Here is a 21,186-nt window from a genome sequence, read left to right as displayed (position 1 = left end):
ATTTTCTCGCCGCACACCGCGTCTCGAAAACACCCAAGCCACCCGCTAAAATTCATACCTAAGTAATGGAGAATACAATTAAAATATACAATTCTCTAAGCCGCGAGAAAGAGGTTTTTGAGCCTATTAATCCGCCCCAAGTGAAAATGTATGTGTGCGGGCCTACGGTTTATGATGAGCCGCATATAGGGCATGCGCGCAGCGCCTACATATTCGACGTAATCAGGCGGTATCTTATATATAAAAAATATAAAGTAACATTCGTAAGGAATGTGACTGATGTTGACGACAAAATTATCGATAAAGCCAGAAACGAATTCAAAGGAGAAGATTTAAATAGTGCCTGTAAAAAAGTAGCAGATAAATATCTCGCTATGTACCATGAGGCCCTGGATAGTTTAGGGATAACCGCGAGTGGTCCTGATATCATTGAGCCGAAGGCGAGCGAATATATCGGTAAAATGATAGAGTTTATAGAAAATCTTATAGATAGAGGCGTTGCTTATCCTTCAGGTGGGGATGTATATTTTGATATTAAAAAAGCTAAAGAATACGGAAAACTATCTAACCAATCAATTGATAAAATGGAAGTTGGCGCAAGGGTTACGCCTGGAGAAAACAAAAATGATCCGCTTGATTTTGCTTTATGGAAAGCAGCCAAAGAAGGTGAGCCTAGCTGGGATAGCCCCTGGGGAAAAGGAAGGCCCGGATGGCATATTGAGTGTTCGGTAATGAGTTCGGATATTCTCGGAGATAAATTCGATATACATGGCGGGGGAATAGACCTTATATTCCCTCATCATGAGAACGAAATAGCGCAATCCGAAGGCGCAGGCAAAGAATTCGCCAAGTATTGGATACACCACGGGCTTTTAACGATCAATAGCCAAAAAATGGCTAAGTCTCTGGGGAATTTCGTAACTGTAAAAGATCTTTTGGCCAAGTATAACTCTGACGTGCTTAAACTGTTCTTCTTACAAACTCATTACTCACAGCCTATAGATTTTACATGGGATAGAATGGAAGAAAAGAAAAGTGCTTTAGAAACCCTAAGAGATTTTTCGAGAAGAGTTAAAGAAGCGGAGGAGAGAAAAGACTATACTGATAAAGCCGTTGTTAATCCGGAAGAGCTTTGTAAAGAAATCGGATGGTATCGTAATCGTTTTGAGCCATCGATGGACGATGATTTTAATACACCGAATGTGGTAGCAGTTTTATTTGAGATAGTTAGATTCTGTAATAAGAAAATTAATTATACGCAGGAATACTTACAACCGTTAAGGTATGCGAGTCAAACTATTAAAGAACTTGGGAGTATTTTAGGATTATCTCTTGATGAAGATACCTTTTCTATTACGGAAGAAATTGGAACAAAAATTAATAGACGAACAGAGTTAAAAAAACAAAAGAAGTTCAAAGAAGCTGATCAGATTAGGCAGGATCTTGAAAAAGAAGGTATTATTTTAGAAGATACCAAAGACGGTAAGACTATCTGGCGTAGGAAGTTATAAGTGAGTAGCTAGAATAAATTTTAGTGTTTTGCTGGAGCGTGCATTAGAAAATCTTTGGCAGAAGTGCACAAGGAATTACGTCGAGCGAAAGCCGAGTAACCTTACTCTTACCCGGGTAAGGCTCGAGCGACAGCGAGACGTAAACCGAAGTGCACGGCAAAGATTTTCAGCACGCGGAAGCAAAGCACTAAAATAACAAGAGGACCCGCTAAATAGGCAGGAGATTATGAAAGGTAAATTTATCACCTTTGAAGGTTCGGAAGGAAGCGGCAAGAGTACACAGTCAAAACTGCTCTCTCAGTATTTAAAGAGAAAGGGTTTTAGGATAGTTTATCTACGCGAGCCCGGCGGCACAAAAGTAAGCGAGAAGATAAGAAAAATTTTATTAGACCATAAAAATGATTCCATGACGCCGATGGCCGAGATGCTTCTTTATATGGCAGCGCGCGCTCAGGTAGTTAATGAAATTATTGCGCCGGCTTTAAAGGAAGGCAAAATAGTTATCTGCGATAGATTCTTAGATTCTACTCTTGCTTATCAGGGTTATGGTTTAGGTATAGATATTAAGCTGATTAAATGCGTCGGAGAATTTGCTACCTCCGGTATAAAGCCGGATTTGACTATATTCATGGACTTAGGGGTTAAACAGGGCCTGAAGCACCGCGAATTCTCCAAGGACCGTATTGAAAGAAGGCCCCTGCTATATCATGCGCGGGTTAGGAGGGGGTACTTGCAACTGGCGCATTCAGAGCCCAAAAGAATAAAAATCGTCAAGGTCAAAAAGGACAAAAATAATACGCAATCAGAAATAAGGGAATTAGTAGATAAATTTTTAACCTGATATGGTATTTAGCGATATAAAGGGGCAGGAGATGCCCATACAGATATTGCAGGCATACATAAGGCAGGGCCGCCTTACGGGCAGTTATCTGTTTATGGGTGAAGAGGGTTTAGGCAAAAAGCTCATCGCTAAAACCCTGGCTCAGGAATTAAACTGCGAAAATCACGGCCTTAATCCCTGCGGCAGCTGCAGTTCCTGCCTGAAAATAGAAAAAGGCCAGCATCCTGACGTGCATTGCCTGGATGCCGAGGATTCCGATTCCATAAAGATAGAAGATATCCGCCAGATACAGAAAGAAATCTCCTTAAGGCCATATATCGGCGAGAAAAAAGTTTTTATCCTGAATGATGCCCATAACCTTACGGCTGAAGCAGCTAATGCCCTTTTAAAGATACTGGAAGAGCCGCCCGGAAATAGCTTAATCATCTTGATCAGTTCAAAGCCGGCATTATTATTCAAGACCATAATCTCCCGCTGTAAGATATTGAGGTTTTATCCTATGCCCAGGCTGCAACTGGAGGAGGCATTAAAAGAAGATTTCCGTTTAGATAATAACCTGGCGCATTTTTTGGCTTATTTTTGCGAAGGCAGGTTTGGCCGGGCCTTAAAATTAAAGGATACGGATATCTTAAGAGAAAAAAATATGGTCATCGACGGATTCGTCCTGGGTAAAAGGCCGAGCCCAGGCAGCCTGCCTGCCGATAACCGTAATAGTATACGCGATTATTTGAATATATTGGCCGGTTGGTTTCGGGATATATATTTTGCCAAAGTAGGCATATCCCAAAATGAACTTATCAATCTAGACCGCAAGGATGAATTGCTAAAGTGCATGAGCAGTTATACCGCGTTTGACTTAGAGGAAATATTAAATTGTATCTGCGATTCGCTATTGTATCTGGAACAGAATATCAATAGCAAGTTATTGCTCTCGAATCTACGCTGGTCCTTAAAGGGCGCAATATAAAAGGAGACGATGGAGAATAATATTCTGGTAAGGTTAAGGGACTCAGGCCAAACCTATTTCTACAATGCCTTAAACCTGGATGTAAAATTAGGCAACTATGTTATCGTCGAGCATGACCGGGGTATGGACTATGGGCAGGTTGTCTCTCCCGAGGATGCGTTAGTAGATGATAAATCCAAGGAACCCGTTAAGAAAATAATCCGTCTGGCCACCGAAGCTGATATAAAACAAATAGAGGAGAACAGGGCTAGATCCCGCGAGGCATTCAATAACTGCCTTAAGAAGATAGAAGAGCATAAGCTGGATATGAAGCTGGTGCGCGCGGAATATTCCTTTGACCGTACCAAGATCATATTTTATTTTACTGCTTCCGGCAGGGTGGATTTCAGGAATCTGGTCAAGGACCTGGCCAAGATTTTTAAGGCCAGGATAGAATTAAGGCAGATAGGCGTCAGGGATGAAGCCAGGCTTTTTGGCGGCTATGGCCACTGCGGCAGGGAACTCTGCTGTAAGAGGTTCTTAAAAGATTTTGAGCCTGTGACCATAAAAATGGCTAAAGAGGAAGGCCTGCCTTTGAATCCTCCGAAGATATCGGGCCTATGCGGCAGGTTGATGTGCTGCCTTTATTTTGAATATGAGACATATAAGATCCTCTCTAAAGGCCTTCCCCGGGAAGGCGAACATATCCACACAAAAGACGGTAAGGCCAGGGTTATAAGCGTAAACGTATTCAAACGCACTGCCACCGTGGAATTGGAAAACGGCACTCAGACAGAAGTGAGTTATAAATAAGCTAAAGAATGGCTCAAAAATTCTACATCACTACTCCTATCTATTATGTGAATGCCTCGCCTCATATAGGGCATTCTTATACTAATATTGCCGCAGATACCCTCGCCCGTTACATGCGCCAAAGATTAGGCGATGAGAATGTTTGGTTTTTAACCGGCACCGACGAACACGGACAAAAAATACAGAAGGCAGCTGATGAAGCCAAATTAAGCCCTGAGGAGTTTGTGAATAAAGTGGTAGTGCAATTTAAGGATCTCTGGAAGAAATTAAACATCTCTTATAACGATTTTATACGTACTACCGAAGACAGGCATATTGCTTTCGTGCAGAAAGTTTTAGAGATACTGTATCGGAAAGAACAGATTTATGAGGCAAAATATGAAGGCTGGTATTGCACGCCCTGCGAGACTTTCTGGACCGAAACACAGATTCAAAATCAGGCCTGCCCTGACTGCAAAAGGCAGGTGGAGAAGATTACAGAAACGAATTATTTCTTTAAGTTATCGCAGTATCAGGACTGGCTCATTGATTATATCAAAAAGAACCCTGATTTTATTCAACCGGAAATGAGGCGCAATGAAGTCTTAAGCTTCCTGGCATTGAATAAATTGACTGACTTGTGTATCTCCCGGCCAAAAGAACGATTAAACTGGGGCATACCTTTACCCTTCAGCCCGGGGCATGTTACTTATGTCTGGTTTGATGCTTTGATTAATTATATCAGCGCAGTGGGCAGCTTTGATAAAAAAGGCGCCTATACATCGCCATGGTGGCAGGCTGATGTGCGTGTAGTGCATTTAATCGGCAAGGATATTTTAAGGCAACACGCGGTCTATTGGCCGATAATATTGCGCGCTTTAGGCATAGAACTCCCCAGGGGTATGACGGTATTCGCCCACGGCTGGTGGCTCATCGGAGAAGATAAGATGTCCAAGTCGCGCGGGAACGCAGTCAATCCCATAGATATGGTAAATAAATTCGGGATAGATGTGTACAGGTATTTTTTATTGCGCGATGTCCCCTTTGGCTCAGACGGTAATTTTTCCGAAGAGGCAGTCATTAAAAGGTTTAATAGCGACTTAGCCAATGATCTGGGTAATCTTTTATATCGCACGCTTACGATGGTAGAAAAATATTATCAGGGCGCTATTCCTGATAAGGGAGGACTCGATAAAAATGGGCGCCAGATAGCTGAAAAGATAAAAACCGTAGCAAAAGAAATGGATGCGGCGATGGAGACTCCTAATTTTAGCCTGGCTCTTGATTATCCGTGGGATTTAATCAATATGGCCAATAAGTATGTTGAAGAAACAAAGCCTTGGAACCTGGCTAAGGAAAACAAAGCGGAGGAACTTAAAGCCTTTATACGTTTATTAGTAGATGTGATTAGAGAAGTTACCGGCCGAATTTATCCTTTTATGCCGCAGACAGCAGTAGTCATCAAAGAGCAGATAGGTACAGATAAAATTCATAAAGGTAAACCCTTATTCCCCCGCATAGATAACACAATACCTAAGGCCTAACACCAATGACCTATGTTAATTGATACCCACTGCCACCTTGATTTTCCCGAGTTCGATCAAGACAGAGAAGAAGTTATTAGCCGGGCGAAAAATGAGGGTATAGGTTATATCGTCAATATAGGCTCAAGCCTTGAGGGTTCTGAGAAGGCGTTAGAATTAGCCGGGCGTTATGACTTTATCTACGCTACGGTAGGCATACATCCGCACGAGGCAGATAAATTTAACGATAAACTAAAGGTGCGCTTAGAGGCGTTGGTCAAAAAAGATAAGGTTTCGGCAATCGGCGAGACAGGCCTGGATTATTACCTGCCTGCCGGACAGGCAGGCAAAAATTATTCGCAGGCAGAAAACCAAAAGGCATTATTCGTATATTTAGTTAACCTAGCCAAAGATTCGGGCCTCCCTTTAGTCATACATACCCGCCAGGCCCAGGCAGATACCTTAAAGGTTTTAAAAGAGGCGATGCCGGTTAAGGCAGTGATACATTGTTTTTCCGGAGACGGGGATTTTTTAAAGGAATCCCTGGATTTGGGTTTCTTAGTTTCTTTTACCTGCAATATAACTTACAAGAAAGCCCAGGATTTAAGGGGCATTGTAAAGTTAGCACCTTTAGAAAGAATTATGCTGGAGACTGATGCGCCGTTTTTGCCTCCGGAGGGATTACGCGGCATGAGAAACGACCCTGCTCAAGTGAAGCTTCTTGCAGGCGAGATCGCGCATCTTAAGGAAACCAGCGTCGCAGAAGTAGCCAGGGTTACTACCCTTAACGCAAAAGATTTCTTCCGTTTACCATGAATGCGCAAGTCGCCATAGTAAAATGCAGTGATTATCAACCTTCCTTAGTTTCTGCAGCAGTCCGCAGGGCAATAGATTTATTCGGCGGGATAACGAAGTTTATTAAACCTGAAAGTAAGGTGTTAGTTAAGCCCAATCTCTTAATGGCCAAAGACCCGGATTTTGGGGTAAATACGCATCCGGAGGTTGTGCGCGCAGTGGTGAAAATCTTAAAAGAGATTGATTGCCGGCTTTATCTGGGCGATGGGCCCAGCGTCTGGGGTAACCAGATTGAAAACGTGGATGAGGTTTACCGGCGCTCGGGGATGCGGGATCTTTGCGAAGAAGAAGGCGTTGAATTAGTAAAGTTCGATAAGCGGCGCTGGCGCGAGAAGTTTCCTCTGACGGCGTGGCTGGATGAATGCGATTACGTGGTAAACCTGCCGAAATTTAAGACGCACGATTTTACGCTGATGACCGCAGCGATAAAAAATCTTTTTGGCTTGGTTCCCGGTACCTATAAGACAGAGCTGCATAAGAATTATTTTCATCCCCCTGATTTTGCAAGGATACTGGTAGATATTTATCAGGAGGTAAAACCCGGCCTGACATTAGTGGATGGGATTACTGCCATGGAAGGGGATGGCCCTGCTACAGGCGGGAAGTTACGCCATCTGGGTTTACTCTTTGCCGGAAGCGATTGTATTGCCCTTGATGCCATTATGGCTTTAATTATGGGGGTTAAGCCTTTTGACGTATTAACTACTAAAGAAGCGGCAGCAAGGGGTTTGGGCGTTGCGGATATAAAATCTATCTCTATCCTGGGAGAAAAATTAAATGAGGTTATGCCTGAGCCGTTTATTTTACCTTCGACCTCGTTTAAAAAGAATATACCGCAGCCTATTCTGGAGATAGCCAGAAAACTGATTAAGTATTATCCTTATGTAAAACGGGTTAACTGTATTCTCTGCGCTGCCTGCGTTAAGGCCTGTCCCCAAAAAGTGATTAGTATGAAGAATAACCGTATTGTTATCGATTATCGCGGCTGTATCTCCTGTTTTTGCTGCCAGGAGGCGTGTCCTCATTCAGCTATAAAAGTGAAGAAGAGCTTATTGGCCAAGTTGATCGGATTATGATAATGTGTAATATTTGTAATGGGCTGTCTTGTCTTACTTTCCCACAGCACCGCTCGATTTTCCCCACCGAGGAAAATCTCGCTTGGAGTTTGTGCTCGCTCTCACTGACTTTTCTGGTAGAGGGTGAACCTTGGCCGCTCGCACAAACTACATGCTGTGTGAAAGCAAGCCAAGCCATCCCTAAGAATATTCTTTATTCAATACCACTATTATATGGCCAATAAGAATAGTTTATGTGAGTTGAGAATTAAATTGGACGAAGCGATTACTTATGGTACGCACAGGGATGCGCTGAAGTTCGCCCGCGAAGGCTTAAGGCAGGCAGAGGAAAAAGACGCAAGAGGCGAGATTGCTTATTTTAAGGGGCAGCTGGAGATTCTGAAGAAAAACTTTACTACTGCCATTGAATATTTTGACGCCGCCATAAAATATAATCCTAACGACGGAGCTGCTTATAATGACCGGGCGTTGTGTATGGTAGATCTGGGTATAATTGATGAGGCATTCTATTATTTTGATAAAGGGATAGGGGTAGAACCGGATTATGCGACTATTTATCATAATAAGGGCTGGCTGCTGAATAATATCGGCAGGCACAGCGAAGCCATAGAATATTTTAAAAAGGCCTTGGGCTTAGAGCCGAAGAGGGCAGTGACTTATGATAATCTGGCAGACGCACTTTTTAGCCTCGGCGATTATCAGGGCGCCCTGGCTGCCTACAAAAAAGTATTACAGTTATTAAAGCCGGGATGCTGTGTGGGTATAAGGAGACAGATAAATAAGCGTATTAAATCATTAGAGAATAAGGGACTGTCCCCGTAGAAAGCTAGTTCGAAGTAAACCAAGGGGACTGTCCCTTAAGAAAATAAGGAAGGACGCCATGGAAATCAAGACGATAGAATGGAAGAATAACAGCGTCAAAATCATCGACCAGACCAGGTTGCCTTTAGAATTGCGGTATTTATACATCAAAGACCCCAGGGTTCTCTGGCAGGCAATAAAAGAACTGAAAGTGCGCGGAGCACCCGCGTTGGGTTTAGCCGGGGCATTGGGCGTATACCTGGGGATTAAAAATTCAAAGGCAAAGAATTTTCGTGAATTAAGCAAAGAATTAGATAAGGTAGCTAAATACATCGCTTCTTGTCGGCCTACAGCCAGGAATCTTTTCTGGGGCATAGAAAGGATATACAGTGTTGCGGTGAAGAACCGAAACCAGAGTATACCTGCGATAAAAAAGCTGCTCTTTAAGGAAACGCAAAAGATCATGCAGGAGGATAGAGAAACCTGCCGCAGTATAGGCCGATATGGCGCAAAATTAATCCGGAATAAAGATACGATATTGACGGTCTGCAACGCAGGAATCCTGGCTACTATTGATTACGGCACGGCATTAGGCGTGATTTATAAAGCGAAAGAAGAGGGTAAGCATTTAAAAGTCTATGCCTGCGAAACCCGTCCTTTGTTACAGGGCGCGCGCCTGACGACATGGGAATTAAAGAAGAAAGGCATTGATGTCACGCTTATCTGCGACAATATGGCGGCGGCGTTAATGCGGCAGGGAAAGATAGATAAAGTCATCGCAGGCGCAGATAGAATCGCAGCTAACGGCGATACTGCCAATAAAATCGGCACCTATAGTTTAGCGGTCCTAAGCCATTACCATAAAATTCCCTTCTATATCGCCGCACCCCGGTCGACTTTTGACCTGAAGATAAAAAACGGAAAAGATATTCCTATTGAAGAACGTAACGCCAGGGAAGTGACGGAGTTATTTTTTAAAAGGCCTATTGCCGCAAGCGGCATAAAGGTATTTAATCCTGCCTTTGACGTGACCCCGCACGGATTAATCACTGCTATTATTACGGATAAAGGCATTATCAGGCCGCCCTATGCCCGGAATATTAAAAAAATAATTGGTAACTTAAAGAATAAATGAAGAATAACCGATGACTAATGACGAAATGGACCGCCGGGACAGGTACAATCTCAATTTCGCACCAGGTGCCCGATTGGATTCGCACCAGGTGCCAAAAATGCCAAAAATAGGTGAAATAGGTGAGTTCGGTTTAATCAACAGGATCAAGCGATTGATCAAGACTGACAATACAGTCATCAAGGGTTTAGGGGATGATTGCGCGGTCTTAAAATTCGATAAGAACCACTACCAGCTTTTTACCTGCGACATGATTGTTGAGGGGGTAGATTTTACCTCTCAGGAGGACCCATATCTTATCGGCAGAAAAGCAATTGCCGTGTCTATCAGCGATATCGCTGCCTGCGCCGGCCTGCCGCGTTATTGCCTGGTTTCCTTAGGCCTGCCTAAAAAAACTCGCGTTGAATTTGTGGATAAAATTATCAAAGGTATGCTGGGCCTGGCTAAGCAATATAAGCTCAATCTTGTAGGCGGAGATATGAGCCGGATGAGACATTTAACCATTGATGTAAGTATGCTGGGCCTGGTAGAAAAGAAGAATCTGGTTTTAAGAAGCGGCGCTAAGCCCGGGGATATCATATTCGTCAGCGGGAAACTGGGAGGTTCTATTTTAGGCAAACACCTTAAATTCACACCGCGGATAAAAGAAGCGAGGTTCCTGGTAAAAAATTTTAACCTTAACTCCATGATTGACATATCTGATGGTTTAATCCAGGACCTTGGGCATATCTTGGAAGAGAGTAAGTCCGGGGCAGTAATTTATGAGGATTTAATTCCTTTGAGTAAAGAGTCGCGCGGCCTTCAGGATGCGCTTTATATGGGAGAGGATTTTGAATTACTTTTTACACTTACGCGTAATGAGGCCAGGAAGCTTATCTTAAAAGGCCCGGCTAATTTCAGGCCTATCGGAGAGATTACAGATAAAAAATACGGCTTCAGATTAATAGATAGAAGAGGCAGGGCAAAGATGGTTAAGCCGGGAGGTTTTCGGCACTTTTAATTTAGGGACGGTTCTTAAGCCAAAGCAAGAAGTGTCCCCTTATGGGGGCACTTCTCCGATTGAGTTGAGAACCGTCCCCCTAATGAGATGAAAATAATCTCACATTCAGTCAGAGAAACCATACAGATAGGCAGGATCATGGCCAGAAATTTAAGGCCTGGCGATATAATTTGTTTATTCGGCGAGCTCGGTTCAGGTAAGACAGTCCTGGTTAAGGGCATAGCCGAGGGCATGGGTATCAAAAAGGATAAGGTGATCAGCCCCACTTTTGTCCTCATCCGTCAGTATGATCAAGGTAAATTTACGCTGTACCATTTTGACCTTTACCGGCTGGATTACGCTTCATCCATTCTCGGTTTAGGCTATGAAGAATATCTTTATGATGATGGGATTGCAGTGATCGAGTGGGCGGACAGATTAAAATATCTGCTGCCTGGAGAATTTCTGAAAATAGAATTATCTATCCGCAGGGATCCGCACCGCCTGCTTGAATTCCGCGCCAAAGGCGCACGTTATAAAGAATTATTGAGGAAAATTCATGAAGATTTTAGGCATTGATACTACGACTAAGTTTTTATCCCTGGGGCTCTCTGATAATACCAAAATATACGAATATAATTTAGAGGCAGGCACAAAACTTTCTGCGCTGCTTGGCATAACCATTAAAAGGGCGCTGGATATGTTAGGTTGGCGTGCCTGCGATATCGACTATCTTGCCTGCGGCTTAGGCCCGGGTTCCTTTACGGGCGTGCGCATAGGATTAGCAACCATCAAAGGGATGAGTTTTGCCTTGCATAAACCCATCATCGGCATATCTACCTTAGATATATTAGCCAAAAATGCGCACGAAACCGCTGTGCAGATAATCCCGGTTATCGATGCCAAGAGAGGCCTGGTTTATACCAGCGTTTACCTGAATAAAAACGGCAAGCTTAAGCGCATAAGACCTTATATGCTCCTTGCAGTAGAAGATTTTCTAAAAAAGGCCAGAGCCGATGCTATAATATTTGGGGATGCAGCCGGCTTATACAGGGACAAGATATTGACGCGCATAAAAGGGGTGAATATCCTGGATAGGGATTGCTGGTATCCTAAAGCACATAATATCATGGAATTGGCTTTAGAAAAGATTAAACAGAAACAATTCACTATTCCTTCTAAAATCGAACCTGTTTATCTCTATCCTAAAGAATGCCAGATTAGAAAACAGAAAGACTAAATATGCGCTACTACCGGCCGACATGGGCTGAGGTCAATTTAGGTAACCTGGCTTATAATTTCAATCAGGTAAAAAAAATGCTGGCACGCAAAGTGAAAGTCATGGTTTGCGTGAAGGCAGATGCTTATGGCCATGGTTTAGTCCCGGTAAGCAAGAGACTCTCTTACTGCGGCGCGGATTACCTGGGAGTCGCTTCTATCGACGAGGGGATAAAATTGAGGCAGGCAGGGGTAAATTTACCCGTCTTAATCTTAGGCCTGATACTCAAGAAAGACATCCAGCCCATATTTAAATATAAACTCACCCCCACTCTCTGCGATGAAGAATTGGCGCGCGCGCTAAATAATAGGGCTAAAGCTTACGGTGAGCCGGTAAATGTGCACATCAAGGTGGATACGGGCATGGGCAGGATCGGTGTTTTGCACCAGGATGCGCATACGCTGGTAAAAAATATCCACAAACTGGAATTCATTAATATCGAGGGGATATTTACCCATCTTGCTTTTGCGGATATGAACCGGGAATTCACCTTGTATCAGATAGACCTATTTAACCGCCTGATAAACAAGCTCAATAAAGAAGGCATACATATTCCTTTAGCGCACGCCGCAAACAGTATGGGCCTGATTAGTTATAAGAAGAGCCATTTTAATATGGTTAGGCCCGGCTTGGTAATTTATGGGCTGCGTCCCGTAAAAAAATTAAAAGTAAATTTAAAGCCGGTCCTCAGTTTAAAAACTAAAGTTATCTTTGCCAAAAGGCTTCCGGCGGGCTACGGCGTAAGTTATGGCCACGACTATATTACCAGGAAGGCCGCAACTATCATTACTTTGCCTATCGGTTACGGCGACGGCTATCCGCGTAATTTATCCAATATCGCCCCTGTCTTGATCCGGGGCAGGCGTTTTAAGGTATGCGGGAGGATTTGTATGGATCAGATTATGGTGGATGTGGCTGATGCGCCGGTTAAGGTAGGCGATGAAGCTGTATTTATCGGTTCTCAGGGTAAGAACAGGATTATGGCAGAAGAATTAGCCGGCCTTGCCGGAACCATCCCCTATGAAATTGTTTGTGGTTTAGGCAGCCGTGTCCCGCGGGTATATGTTTAAGGCAGCTTGTGGATGAGGTAGAACGCAGTTAAGAAAGCCAGGATATGGCTTAAAGATACCGCCAGAATCGGCGTAAGCGCCCCGGATTTACCCAAGGCAATGCTTATGGCATTTAACACATAATATAAAAACCCCAGTATCAGAGATAATCCTACCGAAGAAAGCCCCGTAGCGCGCTTTTTCATCATCACCGAAAAAGGTATCCCCAGAAGCATAATCATGATACTTGTCAGCGGAAAGGTAAACCGCTGATACAGGTCAACCTTGAGGTTTCTGATTACGGTAGTAGCCCCGCTTGTTGATAGCCGGCGCATATAGTTATCCAGCTGGGAAATAGTCATATAATCCGGCTGCAGCATTTGGTTTAGAAAATCATGCGGCGTCTCGGGTATATTCATTATTTCTTCTTCCATATATTGCGGCTCTTCTTTTATCTGCACGTTTTCGTCAAAATTATAAGTAATGCTTTGGTAAAACCTCCACAGGCCGTCCTTATAGGCCCCTTTATTTGCCACTATTTTTTTGGTAATATTCTGTTTTTCGTCGTGCTCTAAGATGATGATGCCTTCCATGGTATTGGCGGCCAGGGAAAATTTATTCACAAAGAAGAGCCTGTTTTTTAAGCCGTACATGGAAAGATTAGTGATGACCTCGTGTTCTTTTTCTTTTGCTTTTCTCGTCCCGGATTCCATCTCTTTCTTAATCCTTTCCGTAAGGGACATAGAGGCAGGAACAAATTTATCGTTGACCCAGAAGACGCAGGCGCTGACGATAAGCCCGAATATAAGCGCTGTCTTGATGATCTGGGGGATACTCAGGCCAGCCGAACGCATGGCAATCATTTCGTTATTGCGGTTTAGGGTGCCGAAGGTATATAACGTGCTTAAGAGGCAGGCGATGGGCGAGACCTGGACAAAAATGATAGGTAAATATGCCAGGTAATACTGGCCTAAAATGCTTATATTTACCTGTTGTTTCAGTATTTCATCTAAGTGAGAGAATATATCGATGATGACATAGAGAAAAAGAAAAGTGAAGAGGCATTGAAAGAAGAGGGATAATACCGATTTTAATATATAGCGGTCTAGGATGCGCATAGCCGATAGGTTGAAACCGCGCCAATAGTGCCCAGGATGATATTAGGTATCCACATGGCGAATTTAGGGTTGATGTGGCCCTGCAGGCCCAGCGCCTCGGAGCCTAAGAGCATCAGATAATATATGCCTACGATAAGAAAGGCGATACCGAAGTTGATTGATTTTTCGCGCCGGCGGGTAATGATGGCTAGCGGCATCCCAAAGAGCATCAGGATAAAACAGGAGAAGGCCAGGGATATTTTTTCGTTGATTTCGCTGATTAAGGGCGCCGGGTCAATGCCTTCTCTTTTTAGTTTTCTGATTTCATTCCTCAGTTCCTCTATAGTCATGTCTTTGGGTTTCTTCTCGATTTTATCCTTATTCTGCATTTGGCTTAAGTTTAAAGTCATAAAATAAGTCTTGAAGTTGAGCTTATAGAAATTAGCGGAATTTTCCGGGTCAGGCTCATCGGAGGTGCCGTCCATGAGCTTGAGCTTGACCATATTTTTTTCCGGCATCACGATAAATTCGCCTCTTTTGGCCACGATGGTGCGCGCGGGTTTATCCGGGCCTTGAGGTTCATAAATACGCACGTTAGTGAGCTTGTTCTGGTCTATACGGTAGATAAATAAGATATATTTCTCGAAAGAATTAATGAATATCCCCGGCTCTAAGGCAGCGGCGGGGTTCTTTATCCCTATCTGCATGATGGTTTTTCTCGAGGCAAAATGCGCGTAAGGTATGACCCGGTCATTAAAGACAACCAGGATGAGGCTTAAGATTAAACCGACGGTCAAAAGCGGCGCTATCAGGCTAAAGAGGTGTATGCCGCTTGCCCTGATGGTGGTAATTTCGTTGTCGCTGGAGAGCCTGCCTAAAGATAAGAGCACGGCAGTGAGCGCTGAAATCGGCAGGGTGTAGGTCAATAGATACGGTATCATTAGAAGTAAGAGTTTCAATACGCTGTATAAATCCACGCCTTTGTTGATGACCAGGTCCGCTATTTTAATGAGATTGCCCAGGATCATCACGAAGGTGAGGACGCCGAGGGCCATAAAGAGCGGCCCGATAAATTCTTTTAGGAGATAGCTATGCAGTATTTTCATTTTAATTAGCCAGGGTTAAGACAAAGACGATATTGGCCCCCGCATTCTTTAAGGCAGAGGCTGCTTCCGATGAGGTTGCGCCGGTAGTCAGAACATCGTCAACCAGCAATATATTTTTATTCTTTATTTCCTCGTTTTTGGTTACTACGAAACTGCCCTTGACATTTAAGAGGCGCTGGTCATTTTCTAAATCGGTTTGTGTCTTGGTATGGCGTATGCGCTTGAGGGCATCGGAGGATACCTTTTTATTAAATATCCCGGCGATATGGCTGCTTAAAATCTGCGCCTGATTAAATTCCCTTTCGCGCATGCGGGCTTCGTGTAAAGGTATAGGTATAATCAGGTCTAATAACTGCACGGGTACGTTGTAATCTTTTATAAATTCTACCATTAACCCGCCTAAGGTATGGCCCAGATAGTCTTTGCCCAGGTATTTAAAGGCGTGAATCAGTTCTTTGATTATGCCTTCATACGCGCAAGGGGAGAAGGCGCGGTCAAAATGCAGTTGCTTTCTAGTGCATCCCGGGCAGATATTCCTTACGGGTTTCTCCAGGTGCCTGCCGCAGCGGTAACAGAAGGGAGGCGTGTTCTTTTTGATCTTTGCCCAACACCCTGCGCAGACTAAATTATCCGTGCTGGCTTTGTCTTTGAGCGGTTTTTTGCAGGCCAGGCATGCCTTAGGGTAGATGATGTCTGCTAGGGCATGGAAAAAATCGCGCCACATGCCCATATCATAACAACTAAATCCGAATTTGTCAAAATTTATATGAAGGGACTGTCCCCGAGATATAGTTCTTGGTGTATTGTGCTTAGGGGACTGTCCCTGATTAATACATATAAATAGAAACAATACAATTGACAGGCTAAGCTTAGGATAGTAAAATAATTACACTATGGCGAAGGTAAAAATAAAAGAGTTAAAAAGAAGATTGTTGGCGCTGCTAAAGAGAGAGGCGCTGAAGAAGGGGAGGTTTGTTTTGTCTTCGGGTAAGATAAGTAATTATTATCTCGATGGCCGCATCATCACCCTGACCCCGGAAGGGGCATATTTAGTCGCGGGTATTATTCTAGAATTAATAAAAAATAAAGATATAGACGCTGTCGGCGGGCCTACCTTAGGCGCAGACCCCATTGTAGGAGCAGTTGCTGCCTTAAGCCATCTTAAAAAAATACCCTTAAAGACATTTATCGTCAGGAAAGCAGCGAAAACTCACGGGACACAGCGCCAGATTGAAGGCCCGAAGCTAAAAAAAAGCAGTAAAGTAATTTTAGTAGATGACGTCGCTACTACCGGAGGCTCTTTAATCGAAGCGAAAGATGCCTTAGATAAGATGGGTATTAATGCCAGGCAGGCAATAGTCATCGTAGACAGGGGAGAAGGCGCAAAAGAGAATTTGGCTAAAGCAGGCATTAAGTTAAAGGCGATATTTTCCCGTTTAGAAATAACCAAGTAAGTGGATGCAAAAAAGATAGTCGTAGTTGGCGCCGGCCCCGCAGGAATGATGGCCGCCATCCGGGCGGGCCAGTTAGGCCAGGATGTAACCCTCGTAGAAAAAAATCCCATCTTAGGTAAAAAACTTCTTTTAAGCGGCAAGGGCCGCTGTAATCTTACCAACGCCTGCGATTTAGATTCTTTTTTAGAAAGGTTCTCCAAGAACGGACAATTCTTAAGGGATGCCTTCAAGAAATTCTTTAATCTGGAGTTGATGCATTTCTTTGAGGAGCGCGGCCTGAAACTAAAGACCGAAAGGCAATTACGCGTTTTCCCGGAGACTAACAGCTCCGGCAGCATTGTCGGAGTGCTGAAAAAAGAATTACACAAAAATAAGGTAAAAGTTATTTATCGGGCTGTGATGAAAGATATCATTATGCAGGAAGGCAGAATAAAAGGGCTCTTACTTGCTGACGGGAGAGTTATCCCGGCGGATAGGCTTATTCTGGCTACAGGCGGCCTTTCGTTTAGCTTTACCGGCTCAACCGGAGAAGGCCTTAATATAGCGCAAAAATTAGGCCACGCTATAGTGGCATTCAGGCCGGGGCTAGTGCCTCTAGAGACAAGGCAAAAATACCCCGCTTTATTAGAAGGCCTGGCCTTAAAGAATATCCGCTTGAGATTCAGCGACGGGAAAAAAGAATTACAGGCCCCGGTAGGTGAATTATTATTTACGCATTCCGGTATTTCCGGGCCATTAGTTTTATCTTATAGCGGCAGGATTGCGGATTGGCTGCGGGAGAATAATTCTGTATACGTAGAGATAGACCTCAAGCCGGCTTTATCTAAGGAACAGTTACGCGCGCGAATTTTAAGGGAATTCAAACTGAATTCTAAGAGGGCCCTTAAAAATACGCTGAAAAATTTATTGCCTAAGAGATTGGCGGATATCTTTATTGAGATAGCGAAAATCGCGCCAGAAAAACAAGCCAGCCAGGTTACGCAACAAGAACGCGAGGCGCTGGTTTCTTTACTAAAGGCCTGGCGCCTGGATATTATCAGGACAAGGCCCATAGAGGAAGCTATGGTTACGCGAGGAGGCGTATCTTTAAAAGATATAACCCCCCGCACAATGGAATCACGCCTGATTAAAGGGCTGTATTTTTGCGGCGAGATGATAGATGTGGATGCGGATACCGGAGGTTTTAACCTGCAGGCGGCATTTTCTACGGGTTATCTTGCCGGAGAAAGCGCCGCATCATCGATTTCTTGAACTATCAGTTGTCAGCCATCAGCTTAAAGCTTAAGGCTTAAAGCTTAAAAATGAGAAAGATATATTTGGCTTCTGATTCTAAGGCGCGTAAGAAACTATTGGATATATTCGGCTTGAAGTTTAAGGCCGTCTCAAGCCGGATAAAGGAAAGAGTAAAGCCGGGGAATTCATCCTACGCCGAGCTAGTCAAAAAGAATGCCCTGGCAAAAGCTAAAGGTGTTGCGCGAAAAGTTAGGAATGGTATTATAATCGGTGCGGATACCATTGTGGTCCAGGACGGCAGGATATCCGGCAAGCCGAAAAATTTAAAAGAAGCGCAGCGTATGCTTAAAAGGCTTTCGCAAAGGCCGCAATGGCTTTATACCGGCTTAGCCGTTATCGATAAGGATAAAGGCATCAGTAAGCTGGCTTATGAAAAGACCAAGGTTTATATGGATAAATTGAATGATAAAGAGATAAAGAATTACTTCAGGGTTGTTTCGCCGCTGGACAAGGCCGGCAGTTTTGATATCCAGGGCAGGGGGGCCTTTTTTATCCGGCGCATTGAAGGATGTTTTTATAACGTCGTAGGCCTGCCCTTAAGGAGGCTTTATCGTATGTTTAAGGAAATAGGCATTATTATGTTTTTATTATCTTTTTTTCTCTGTGGATGCGCCAGTGAATACAATATTGCCACCAAACAGGAAGAGTCTTTTTATTACAGCACTGAAAGAGAAGTGCAGATCGGTAAAACCGTTGCCCGTCAGGTAGAAGAGGAATATAAGCCGGATGTTGACCCCTTAATTCAGAAGAGAGTGGAGGATATCGGCAATAAAATTGCCGCTGTCTGCGACCGTAAGGACATAGATTACCATTTTATGGTCCTGGATGATGAGGAAGTTAATGCCGTATCTTTACCCGGCGGATATGTTTATGTAAATAAAGGGTTGGTTGACGCGGTAACCAACGACGATGAACTGGCAGGGGTTTTGGCGCATGAAGTCGGGCACATTGTCGCCAGGCACAGCATCAAGAAACTCCAGGCTATAACGGGGTATTCTATATTAAGAATATTGACTGCTGCAGTGCCTCAAGGGGCTCAGGTAGGTAATGCCGCGGATGCGGCCTTTACCGAGATTATGCTGGGGTATTCCCGGGAGGATGAATTGCTTGCCGACCAGCTGGCGGCTCGTTACGCGAAAATGGCTGGTTATAATCCCCGAGGTATGGTGGATTTCTTATTGAGGTTACAGGATATTAACAGGAGAAAACCCTTAAGGCCCAAGAATTATTTTAAGACTCACCCCTACGTCCCCGACAGGGTGCGCGTAGTCAAGCAGGAATTAGGCGAGAATATGGATTTCGACGATTACATAAACATTGAACAGAAGTCACATGGTCAATAAATGGGTTGTTGCTTCAGTGTTTTTGTTGGGCATGTGTCTTATTCGCCTGCATGTTTCTGTAAATGCCGAGGAGTCTATGCCTGAAAACGTATCAATTTCTGTACTAAACGCGGGAAATCCGTTTGGCGTTCTTGAATTTCTACACTGGGATTACCCTTGGAGTAATTATAAATATGCCCAAAAGGATGATATTCGCAGGGCAGTGCGATTAATGAAAGAGGCAGGTATCGGGTGGGTGCGTATGGATTTTTTATGGGAGGATATTGAGCCGCGGCATGGAGAATTTCAGTTCGTCAAGTATGATTTCCTGGTTAATCTTCTGGCAGAAAACGGCATCCAAGTTTTGGGGCTCCTTGATTACTGCGCACCATGGGCGAACGCCCAGAATCAGTGGAACTATCCTCCACGCGAAAACCAGTTATTTGTGGATTACGCCTTAACCGTAATTGCGCGGTATAAAGACCAGGTGAAATACTGGGAAGTTTGGAATGAGCCGGATTCCAATATCTATTGGGCAGCCCAGGACGGCCTTAAAAGTTATTGTGCGTTATTAAAAGGCGTTTATGCTGCGGCAAAAAAGATTGACCCCGATTGCAAAATCTTAAACGGCGGATTAGCTAACGGCATTGCCAGCGTCAATCAACTTTATGATAATGGCGCGAAGGATTGCTTTGATATCCTGAATATCCATATTTTTGAGTCACCGTTAGATGCCGTAGCGATAAAAAGAGTTTTGGCTTATCCGAAATTGGCCTATAAGATAATGCGGAGAAACGGCGATACCGCTAAAAAAATCTGGGTTACCGAGATTGGCTGCCCGGGGATGATGTTGGGAATTGAGACAAAGAATTGGTGGATAGGCGGGAACCCTTCGGAAGAACAGCAGGCGGAGTGGGCAAGAGAAGTTTTTAGCAAATTAATCAAGCAGGAAGCGATAGAGAAAGTTTTTTGGGCTTTTTTCCGCGACTGCAAAGGCCACTGGAACAACGGCACCGATTATTTCGGATTAGTCCGATGGGATTTTTCCAAGAAACCCGCGTTCTTTTCTTATAAGAGGTGTGTTGAGAATTGGCGTGCTTCTAAATTAAAGAAATAATTAGGCAAAAAATCAACCCTAAAGCAACAGGGTTCCAACCTTTTTAATTACTTAAACTTATAAAATCGCTGGGGTCAACCGTACAATTTAGTGCGGAAGGAGGGAGTTGAACCCTCATGGAGTTTCCCCCACAGCGCTCTGAACGCTGCGTGTCTGCCATTCCACCACTTCCGCAGATTTATTATTACAGGTAACGTCTTATTAAATTATATTTCCTTGTTAAGAAAGGTAAGCCGTTTTTATAATAAAGACTTTTAAGTAATTTTATTGATTCTTGTTTGGCATATATAACTGTCCAGACGCGGATGCCAGGTCTAACCTTTCCTTTAATTGAATAAAGCCTATAAATTTCCCGTTGTAACCAGAGTATATGTCGTTTGCTCGCCGATATGAAACTTAAATAAAGCCTTCGGCAATTCTTGAATTTTGAATCATTGTAAGTCCGTATCGTTCCATCGCCATCAAGGTGGCCTCTTAGAAAGTCAGGAAAAAATTCCTTTCGGATATTTAATTTCTCGATACTTTTACTCTTGTGTGGCGTAATACCGATTTTAACTAGATTTCTATAAAAAGCTACATTTCCAAATTGGACAAAATAATATTTTCCGTTTCTTGAAAAACCACTATTTTTATAGGAAATCTTATTTTTTAAGCCCAAACAGCTTCTAAATAACCTTACTAAAGAAAGATCTTTTGAGACAAATGTTATATGTCTACCGTCTTTGGAGAGGTTTCCATCTGTTGTTATAAGCCCAATAGCATAAGCTGTATTTATATTCCAAATCATATTGATGGTGGACTTATTGAATTTCTCTGTTTGCCATTCCGCCACCTCCGCGGAATTAATCACTCCAAGTATATCCTACCCATATAATTCTGTCAAATACATAAAGTAAAATATCTTTCGCACTTTTGATATTGCCATACAAATAAAAAAGGCATATCCTCTTAGGTTGATAACGCAAATTATTAACCTAACCGGCTCTTGAGGAGCCAGCAAAGGAGGATACGCC

21 protein-coding genes and 1 tRNA gene are annotated in these 21,186 nt (G+C 43.5%); 17 read left to right on the top strand and 5 right to left on the bottom strand.

What is annotated here, in order from left to right; genetic code table 11:
• Nucleotides 1–77 precede the first annotated feature (77 nt).
• The 13 genes from cysS to alr all read left to right on the top strand — a co-directional run bounded on the left by cysS (nt 78) and on the right by alr (nt 12,805).
• Nucleotides 78–1,511, top strand: a complete 1,434-nt coding sequence (cysS, locus tag PHV44_06945; protein MDD5592998.1) for a cysteine--tRNA ligase — start codon at nt 78–80, stop codon at nt 1,509–1,511.
• Between the two features lie 226 nt (nt 1,512–1,737).
• Nucleotides 1,738–2,352, top strand: coding sequence for a dTMP kinase (gene tmk, locus PHV44_06940; protein ID MDD5592997.1), 615 nt, complete (start codon nt 1,738–1,740; stop codon nt 2,350–2,352).
• A 31-nt stretch (nt 2,353–2,383) separates the two neighbouring features.
• Entirely contained in the window at nt 2,384–3,319 is a 936-nt protein-coding gene (holB, locus tag PHV44_06935) for a DNA polymerase III subunit delta' (protein ID MDD5592996.1), read from the top strand.
• A 9-nt stretch (nt 3,320–3,328) separates the two neighbouring features.
• Complete coding sequence (locus PHV44_06930) at nt 3,329–4,111, top strand: stage 0 sporulation family protein (protein MDD5592995.1); 783 nt, start codon at nt 3,329–3,331, stop codon at nt 4,109–4,111.
• A gap of 8 nt (nt 4,112–4,119) precedes the next feature.
• Nucleotides 4,120–5,634 (top strand): methionine--tRNA ligase, encoded by a 1,515-nt coding sequence (metG, locus tag PHV44_06925; protein MDD5592994.1) that lies wholly within the window; start codon nt 4,120–4,122, stop codon nt 5,632–5,634.
• Nucleotides 5,635–5,646: 12 nt separating this feature from the next.
• Entirely contained in the window at nt 5,647–6,429 is a 783-nt protein-coding gene (locus PHV44_06920; GenBank protein MDD5592993.1) for a TatD family hydrolase, read from the top strand.
• A complete protein-coding gene (locus PHV44_06915) occupies nt 6,426–7,544 on the top strand; it encodes a DUF362 domain-containing protein (GenBank protein ID MDD5592992.1) in 1,119 nt (372 codons plus the stop codon). Before PHV44_06920 ends, PHV44_06915 begins: the two co-directional genes overlap by 4 nt.
• Before the next feature lie 213 nt (nt 7,545–7,757).
• Complete coding sequence (locus PHV44_06910) at nt 7,758–8,366, top strand: tetratricopeptide repeat protein (protein ID MDD5592991.1); 609 nt, start codon at nt 7,758–7,760, stop codon at nt 8,364–8,366.
• Nucleotides 8,367–8,424: 58 nt separating this feature from the next.
• Complete coding sequence (mtnA, locus tag PHV44_06905; GenBank protein MDD5592990.1) at nt 8,425–9,480, top strand: S-methyl-5-thioribose-1-phosphate isomerase; 1,056 nt, start codon at nt 8,425–8,427, stop codon at nt 9,478–9,480.
• 97 nt (nt 9,481–9,577) lie between these two features.
• Nucleotides 9,578–10,477, top strand: coding sequence for a thiamine-phosphate kinase (gene thiL / locus PHV44_06900; GenBank protein MDD5592989.1), 900 nt, complete (start codon nt 9,578–9,580; stop codon nt 10,475–10,477).
• Nucleotides 10,478–10,564: 87 nt separating this feature from the next.
• A complete protein-coding gene (gene tsaE, locus PHV44_06895) occupies nt 10,565–11,035 on the top strand; it encodes a tRNA (adenosine(37)-N6)-threonylcarbamoyltransferase complex ATPase subunit type 1 TsaE (GenBank protein MDD5592988.1) in 471 nt (156 codons plus the stop codon).
• Nucleotides 11,016–11,696, top strand: coding sequence for a tRNA (adenosine(37)-N6)-threonylcarbamoyltransferase complex dimerization subunit type 1 TsaB (gene tsaB, locus PHV44_06890; GenBank protein MDD5592987.1), 681 nt, complete (start codon nt 11,016–11,018; stop codon nt 11,694–11,696). Before tsaE ends, tsaB begins: the two co-directional genes overlap by 20 nt.
• A 2-nt stretch (nt 11,697–11,698) precedes the next feature.
• Nucleotides 11,699–12,805, top strand: a complete 1,107-nt coding sequence (gene alr, locus PHV44_06885; GenBank protein ID MDD5592986.1) for an alanine racemase — start codon at nt 11,699–11,701, stop codon at nt 12,803–12,805.
• Here the strand turns inward: alr and PHV44_06880 are convergent.
• From PHV44_06880 to PHV44_06870, 3 genes are read right to left on the bottom strand one after another with little or no spacing between them, the layout of a single operon-like run.
• Nucleotides 12,802–13,902, bottom strand: coding sequence for an LptF/LptG family permease (locus PHV44_06880; GenBank protein MDD5592985.1), 1,101 nt, complete (start codon nt 13,900–13,902; stop codon nt 12,802–12,804). The genes alr and PHV44_06880 overlap by 4 nt on opposite strands.
• Complete coding sequence (locus PHV44_06875) at nt 13,890–14,987, bottom strand: LptF/LptG family permease (protein ID MDD5592984.1); 1,098 nt, start codon at nt 14,985–14,987, stop codon at nt 13,890–13,892. The genes PHV44_06880 and PHV44_06875 overlap by 13 nt, the downstream gene beginning before the upstream one ends.
• A gap of 1 nt (nt 14,988) precedes the next feature.
• Entirely contained in the window at nt 14,989–15,717 is a 729-nt protein-coding gene (locus PHV44_06870) for a ComF family protein (protein ID MDD5592983.1), read from the bottom strand.
• 163 nt (nt 15,718–15,880) lie between these two features.
• Between PHV44_06870 and pyrE the strand changes: the two genes are divergently transcribed.
• The 4 genes from pyrE to PHV44_06850 all read left to right on the top strand — a co-directional run bounded on the left by pyrE (nt 15,881) and on the right by PHV44_06850 (nt 20,173).
• Complete coding sequence (gene pyrE, locus PHV44_06865) at nt 15,881–16,441, top strand: orotate phosphoribosyltransferase (GenBank protein ID MDD5592982.1); 561 nt, start codon at nt 15,881–15,883, stop codon at nt 16,439–16,441.
• Complete coding sequence (locus tag PHV44_06860; protein MDD5592981.1) at nt 16,442–17,692, top strand: NAD(P)/FAD-dependent oxidoreductase; 1,251 nt, start codon at nt 16,442–16,444, stop codon at nt 17,690–17,692.
• A gap of 50 nt (nt 17,693–17,742) precedes the next feature.
• Nucleotides 17,743–19,077, top strand: a complete 1,335-nt coding sequence (locus tag PHV44_06855; GenBank protein MDD5592980.1) for a Maf and M48 domain-containing protein — start codon at nt 17,743–17,745, stop codon at nt 19,075–19,077.
• 76 nt (nt 19,078–19,153) lie between these two features.
• On the top strand, nt 19,154–20,173 hold the full coding sequence (locus tag PHV44_06850; GenBank protein ID MDD5592979.1) for a family 1 glycosylhydrolase: 1,020 nt from the start codon (nt 19,154–19,156) through the stop codon (nt 20,171–20,173).
• A 91-nt stretch (nt 20,174–20,264) separates the two neighbouring features.
• On the opposite strand, the gene PHV44_06845 is transcribed toward PHV44_06850, so the two are convergent.
• Nucleotides 20,265–20,347 (bottom strand) — tRNA-Leu (locus PHV44_06845).
• A gap of 10 nt (nt 20,348–20,357) precedes the next feature.
• Nucleotides 20,358–21,023 carry a hypothetical protein gene (locus PHV44_06840; GenBank protein MDD5592978.1) on the bottom strand — a complete coding sequence of 222 codons (666 nt, stop codon included), beginning with the start codon at nt 21,021–21,023 and terminating at the stop codon, nt 20,358–20,360.
• Nucleotides 21,024–21,186: the final 163 nt, after the last annotated feature.

The organism is Candidatus Omnitrophota bacterium (genome assembly GCA_028717245.1).
In the GTDB taxonomy this organism is placed as follows: Bacteria; Omnitrophota; Gorgyraeia; order Gygaellales; family Profunditerraquicolaceae; genus JAGUYA01.
The sequence above is the reverse complement of the archived record's forward strand: the minus strand, read 5'-3'. Positions and strand labels throughout refer to the sequence as shown.

Excerpts from the sequence above, each read along its gene's own strand:
- tmk (MDD5592997.1), top strand. The coding sequence starts at position 1,738 with ATGAAAGGTAAATTTATCACCTTTGAAGGTTCGGAAGGAAGCGGCAAG.
- holB (MDD5592996.1), top strand. The coding sequence starts at position 2,384 with ATGCCCATACAGATATTGCAGGCATACATAAGGCAGGGCCGCCTTACG.
- PHV44_06930 (MDD5592995.1), top strand. The coding sequence starts at position 3,329 with ATGGAGAATAATATTCTGGTAAGGTTAAGGGACTCAGGCCAAACCTAT.
- metG (MDD5592994.1), top strand. The coding sequence starts at position 4,120 with ATGGCTCAAAAATTCTACATCACTACTCCTATCTATTATGTGAATGCC.
- PHV44_06920 (MDD5592993.1), top strand. The coding sequence starts at position 5,647 with ATGTTAATTGATACCCACTGCCACCTTGATTTTCCCGAGTTCGATCAA.
- PHV44_06915 (MDD5592992.1), top strand. The coding sequence starts at position 6,426 with ATGAATGCGCAAGTCGCCATAGTAAAATGCAGTGATTATCAACCTTCC.
- PHV44_06910 (MDD5592991.1), top strand. The coding sequence starts at position 7,758 with ATGGCCAATAAGAATAGTTTATGTGAGTTGAGAATTAAATTGGACGAA.
- mtnA (MDD5592990.1), top strand. The coding sequence starts at position 8,425 with ATGGAAATCAAGACGATAGAATGGAAGAATAACAGCGTCAAAATCATC.
- thiL (MDD5592989.1), top strand. The coding sequence starts at position 9,578 with ATGCCAAAAATAGGTGAAATAGGTGAGTTCGGTTTAATCAACAGGATC.
- tsaE (MDD5592988.1), top strand. The coding sequence starts at position 10,565 with ATGAAAATAATCTCACATTCAGTCAGAGAAACCATACAGATAGGCAGG.
- tsaB (MDD5592987.1), top strand. The coding sequence starts at position 11,016 with ATGAAGATTTTAGGCATTGATACTACGACTAAGTTTTTATCCCTGGGG.
- alr (MDD5592986.1), top strand. The coding sequence starts at position 11,699 with ATGCGCTACTACCGGCCGACATGGGCTGAGGTCAATTTAGGTAACCTG.
- PHV44_06880 (MDD5592985.1), bottom strand. The coding sequence starts at position 13,902 with ATGCGCATCCTAGACCGCTATATATTAAAATCGGTATTATCCCTCTTC.
- PHV44_06875 (MDD5592984.1), bottom strand. The coding sequence starts at position 14,987 with ATGAAAATACTGCATAGCTATCTCCTAAAAGAATTTATCGGGCCGCTC.
- PHV44_06870 (MDD5592983.1), bottom strand. The coding sequence starts at position 15,717 with ATGGGCATGTGGCGCGATTTTTTCCATGCCCTAGCAGACATCATCTAC.
- pyrE (MDD5592982.1), top strand. The coding sequence starts at position 15,881 with ATGGCGAAGGTAAAAATAAAAGAGTTAAAAAGAAGATTGTTGGCGCTG.
- PHV44_06855 (MDD5592980.1), top strand. The coding sequence starts at position 17,743 with ATGAGAAAGATATATTTGGCTTCTGATTCTAAGGCGCGTAAGAAACTA.
- PHV44_06850 (MDD5592979.1), top strand. The coding sequence starts at position 19,154 with ATGCCTGAAAACGTATCAATTTCTGTACTAAACGCGGGAAATCCGTTT.